Origin of the sequence: Clostridium celatum (assembly GCF_021412605.1) — a bacterium.
Taxonomy (GTDB): Bacteria; Bacillota; Clostridia; order Clostridiales; family Clostridiaceae; genus Clostridium; species Clostridium celatum.
The window spans coordinates 1-6,015 of record NZ_JAJKGM010000075.1; the positions used below are offsets into that span (position 1 = coordinate 1).

Annotated in this window: 2 protein-coding genes; one reads left to right on the forward strand and one right to left on the reverse strand. The window is 32.2% G+C overall.

Annotation, left to right across the window (positions count from 1 at the left end; translation table 11 throughout):
* The first annotated feature begins 46 nt into the window (after window positions 1-46).
* The gene (locus LPC13_RS16360; protein WP_005216045.1) at window positions 47-463 is read left to right on the forward strand and encodes a carbon starvation CstA 5TM domain-containing protein; all 417 of its coding nucleotides are present in this window, start codon (window positions 47-49) and stop codon (window positions 461-463) included.
* Between the two features lie 109 nt (window positions 464-572).
* On the opposite strand, the gene LPC13_RS16365 is transcribed toward LPC13_RS16360, so the two are convergent.
* The gene (locus LPC13_RS16365; RefSeq protein WP_234089013.1) at window positions 573-5,918 is read right to left on the reverse strand and encodes a discoidin domain-containing protein; all 5,346 of its coding nucleotides are present in this window, start codon (window positions 5,916-5,918) and stop codon (window positions 573-575) included.
* Window positions 5,919-6,015 lie beyond the last annotated feature (97 nt).

Below are 6,015 nucleotides of genomic sequence, written 5' to 3' on the forward strand. Positions count from 1 at the left end.
TTATTCCAAATCTACCAACTAATCATACAAAAAAGAGTAGATAGATTTGTTTTTTACACAAATCTATCTACTCTCCCAAATTGACCAAACTAAAATTCCTAAGAGATTAATGCTTGCTATTCCTCTACTTGGAATTGGATATTTAATTTCACTTATAGACTATTCAGTTGTTTGGAGATATTTCTCATGGTCAAACCAAACATTAGCTATGATAGTTCTTTGGGCAGGTTCTGTATATCTTGCTAAATACGCTAAGATAAACAAACCAGTTTCATCACTAATTGCAGCTGTACCTGCAACCTTTATGTCCGCGGTAAGTTGTACCTATATCTTATATGCACAAGAAGGCTTTAAACTTCCAACAACAATTGCCTATCCTGTAGGTATAATTTTTGCAGCTGTATGTTTATGCTTATTCTTATTCCGTACATTTATACCAGCCTTAAAAGCTAAAGCTAATTAAAAATCCTAACTTTCAAAATTAGCAAAAAAACTGCGTAGATTAATCTACGCAGTTTTCAATTACTTCTTTTTTATCTCTAAAACTTCATTTAGAAATTCTATTAATATTTCTATCTTCTTTTCTTTGATAATATTGCACCTGCTCCTGCTAAAATAGCTCCTATAGTTGTAGCTAATACTCCTGCTACACCACCTGTCTTAGGAAGATTATCTTTTCCTTGTGATTGACTTGTAGTGTTTGTTGCACTACTTGAATTACTACTTGAGCTACTTGAACCACTTACCACATTATCTGAAGCTACATTTTCATTCTTATCTTCTGTCTTTTCAGTATTATCTGCAACTTCATTTTTATCTGGATTTGTTGGTGTTTCAGTAGTTCCTGGATTTTCTGGTACTTCATTATTATCTGGAATTTCTGTATTACCTGGATTTTCAGGTACTTCTTCATTTCCTGTACCTACATTTGCAACTAAAGCATTAACTGCTGCATTTAATTCATTTTCAGCATTTGATATTTCAGCTACAGTTGCTTCTTCATTTTCAAATACTCCTCTAGCCATGCCTAATTTAGCTTGTAGGTTATTCCAAGATTCTATAGTATATTTGCTAGCATCTAAAGCTTCAACCTTATTGATTAAACCTTCTAATTTATCCTTACTTGGTTTTAATCTTAATTCTAAGAATGATCTTAAAAGTTCTTTATAAGAATCAGCTACTTCTGCTTCAAGAGCATTTTCATCTGCTATAACAGCATTTGCTTTTTCTACACTAGCATGTAATTTGCTCCAAGTATCATTAATATATTCATCAGAATTTAATCCTTCAATTCTATCTAATAAATTAATTAATTGAGTTTTATCTCCTTTAATGAATTCTAACATTTGCATTGCATTTGCTAATCTTTCAAAGGCTGAATCTACTTCTTCTTGAGTTGAATTTTCATTTTCTAATATAGCATTAGCTGCATCAAGAGCTTCTTTGAACTCTACAACTACTGCTGGAACAACATCTAAAAGTTCTTCTTCAGTTACTTCATTAGCTATTTCAACAGCAAGATTTAAATGATCCTTTACCACTACTACTGGAATTTCTGGTTCTTCAGGCACCTCAACTGATTTTGCAACAGCTATTGGACGTATTTCTTTAAATGAAATATATCCTCCAAGAGTTTCTTTAGGTACTATCTTAATGTAGCGAGCTTTTACTACTTCTTCTAACATAGCTACATTATATTTACCTTCATTTACCCATACTGGTAATCCTGTTTCTTCAGCATTACTGTAAACTAATTCATAGTTTTCACCATCTACACTAGTATAAATTTCTGCTCTTAATACTCCACCGTTTCCTGAACCTATATTAATATCTCTACATAAAACATCAATTCTTTCAAGGTCATATTCACCATTCATATTAATTATGAATTCTTTATCAACTCCATCCCTTTGAGCATACATAAATCTTGTACTATCATCATTATCTACTGCATTTTGAGGATAGAATTGTAATTCATTTCCTAAATCCCATATTGCAGTCATTCCTTCTGGTACATTACGATATATATCTGCTGCATCTCTTTGATTTAATTTACTATCAACAAGTAAAGCATGAGTAGCTTCTATATCAAAAGTAACATCAGTTTTTGCTTTTAAAGTAACAGTTGCTATATTTTCTGTACCTGAAATTTTAGCTTTTTCTCCAATATTATTGAATATTACATATGCAGCTTGACTTCCATCACTATGAACTCTTAATTTAGAGAAATTAGTCATACCACTAGTAAGTTCTGTTGGTGCTATATTAACAAATTCATATTTACTTGAATCTATAGGAAGTTCAACACTAAATGAATTTATATCTGCTAACTCTACTCCAACAACATTTACAGTGAAAGTTTCACCTGCTTTAATATTTTTCTTACTTGGAATAATATTAATTTCACCTGAAATCTTAGTATCAGTTTCAGTTACTCCACCATTTAACTTATTAGCAACATATGCAATATCATATGCATCAATTAATCCATTATTATTTAAATCTGCATCAGAAACATAATGCCAATCTGCATCTACATTTGATAAACCTGCATAGTTTTGAAGGAATGTTAAATCACCTTCTTCTACTTTTCCACTATTATTCCAGTCTCCAACTACCTTTCCTACTGTTCCATCAACCTTTACTGGTCTTACTTCATTTATTGCAAGGAAGTTGTTTCTTGATTCTTTAGTTACTATCTTAAAGTAACGTGCTTTAATTGGACTTGCAAATTCAATTCTCTTAACGTTTCCATCAGTTGACCATGCATTTCCATAATCTATTGTATTATCAAATACCTTTGTATAGTTCACTCCATCTACACTACTATAAACTAATGCTCTACTAACAGAACCATTTGCATTAGCTCTAAATTTTAAATCTAAGAATTCAATATCATAAGCCTTTTGCATATCAACAATAAATGGTTTATCAATAGCATTTCCAGCAGAATGGAACATAGAACTATCATTATTATCTACAGCATTTTCAAGATAATCAGTACCATAGTTACCCCATTCCCAAATTGCAACCATATCTTTTGGAACATTAGTATATGGATCTAACTTAGTTCTAGCTTCTATATAATCACTCCATTCAGAGTATCCCTCTGAATTTACACTTCTTACTCTGTATTTATAAACAGTATCAAATTCTAAATCAATCTTCTTATATTCAGTAGCTGTAATATTCCTAAATATTACTCCATCAATATCAATGTCATATGAAGTTGCTCCTTCAACAGCATCCCATGTTAAGTTTATAGTTGTTGGTGTTATTAATTCTTGTGGTGCTTGCAGGTTAGTAGGTGCACTTAAATTAGTATTTAAGTCACTATTTACACCTTCTTGAGTATTTACAAAATCCTTTACTGTTAATTCAACTTCATTTTTAGTTACATCAGTTGCTTCAACATTAACGTAAACCTTTGGAGTTGTAGTAATTTCTATATCTGCAAACTCAGAACCTTCTGTAGCATATTTATTTAGGTTTGGTGCCTCATCATAGAAATACATATTGCTTCCACTATTATATTCTTCTAATGATTTAGCTTCAGTAAGCTTAACATCATTTCCACCAACCTTTACTGTTAATTCTGTTGGCTTTTCACTTACATTAACAACAAATTCAGTTTTTCTTTCAGTTATCATATCATCATAGCTACCTTCTAATTTTCCTGCTTTAATTACAGCAGTACCTTTTCCTGTTTTAGGCGCTAAAGATGTAACTAATGTAGTTGCTGATTTACCTTCCTTATAGTCAGTAGTTAAACCATCGTCTTCATATACTTCAAAGCTTGTATCTCCACTTGGATATACTTCATACTTACGTATAGAGCTATCTATTGCTTCTGGAGTATTATTTTCATTTGCCATTGGAATAATTGCACCATTCTTTATGAATAACGGTAACTTCCATACAGGAGCTTCAAAATTATTTAATACGCCTCCACCTTGATATTGTTTTCCAGTAAAGTAATCAATCCAAATTTGGTCTTCATCTGGAAGATAAATATCATTTCTAACATCATTTCCTAATGCATCTGATTCAGTATCTTGATATATTGGAGCAACCAACATGTTTTCTCCCCACATATATTGATATTGAGTATCCTTTCCATAAGTATATTCATTAGGATATTCAAGCATCATAGCTCTAATCATTGGCATACCTTCATTAGTAGCAACACTTGCATTACTATAAATGTATGGCATTAATTCACCTTTTAATTTTAAATACATTCTATTTATAGAAGTATATGGCTCTCCAAATACATAAGGATTCTTTGCATTACTTCCCCAACCATCCATATCTAATTGGATAGGAGTAAACGCCTTCCATTGGAAATCACGAGTTTGAATTACTGGATTCTTACCTCCAAATATACCATCCATATCAGAACCCATATTTGGATTTCCTGATAATCCAGTACCGATATATGTTGGGATATGGAATCTAATATACTCCCAATTTCCACCACTTTGGTCTCCTGACCATAAAGTTGCGTATCTTTGAGTTCCAGCCCATCCATCAACTGCCACAACATAAGGTCTTGCATTATCCCTTGAATTATTTTCAATACCTTCTGCAGCTTGTCTTACTGAGTTAAGTGCAAAAGAATATCCAGCTCCAACCCATGCAACGTCTGTCTTTACTGCATTTGTTCCAGCATAACCAACTTCTTTTTCTATATCTCGTTCTAAATAAGCAGCTTGATTTCCTGTAGGAGTTAATTGACTTTGTGTCCAAAGACCTGTTTGAACTCCCTTCTCTCTAGTATAATCAACAAATGTTTTTAAATTTTCAATATTTTCATCAATAGTTTCTGCTCTACCATATCCACATCCATAACCATCATTAGGTAAGAAATATCCAAGTGGTATATCATTGCTAATATGAGTATCTAAAACCTCTTTAGCATCTACCATCAATGTTTCTTGACGATCAAATCCAGGTGCTGGTGTTTGTGATTCTTGTCCTGTTTCATCATTTATCCAGTCACGAGAATAACAATTTAAATGCCCTAAATAAAATGCATATTCTGGCATAAGTAACGGATCACCTGTTAACTCATGGAATCCCTTTATAATACCATTTGCTGTATCATCAATAAAATAATATGCATCAAAACGTTTTTCACTATGCTTAGTAACAACTATATTTTCAGTTGTTGAAGCAAAATCATATTGTCCTGGTTTAAAAGTATTACGCATAACTCCATAACCACTAGTTGAGAAATAAAATGGTGTTGGACTTGCTACTCCTCCATCAACCCAGTTATTTTCATTTCTAATATTTATAATTTCACCTTTATGAGAGAAACGTCCATTTTGCATTCCTCCACCATAAAAATATTCATCACTACTTGTTTCAAGAGTCTGAACTGTTTCACTATCTGTATATTTTAAAGGCTCTGCTTCCCTCCATAATGTTTGCTCTGTAGCCTTATTAAAAAGCTCCATCTTTCCTGTAGCTTTTTCCATTCTTAATTCAATAATGTCTGTAGATACTGTAATAATATCTCCATCTTCTACCTTAGCATCAACGCCTTCATACTCATCATCATCCTTCTCTCTAATTGTTGTAACATGACTTTCATCATTAGGTGTAGGATCTTCTTTAAATTCCCCGTTTGGGTCCATATATAGACGTATTACATCATTATCTAAAAGAGAAACTCTAACATATTCCCCTGTTACCATCTTAAATGTAACCTTATTTCCATCTACAATATAACTTTCTACTCCACCTATTTGTGAGTAGTCACTATCTACAGCAAGAGTCTCATATTCTTGTTGTTCTGCTCCTTCTGTTAATTCATTTGCATAAACATTCCCCATTGTCATCATAGAGTTAGTAGCCATAACAGCACTTAAAGTAAGAACTGCTACAATTCTTATAATCATTTTCCTTTTCATTTTGTCCCCCCATAAATATAATTCGATCTGTTAAGTTATATGAACATTGCTCTTCTCAACCTAAGGAAATACAATAAGTTTGCGAGACTAAATAATA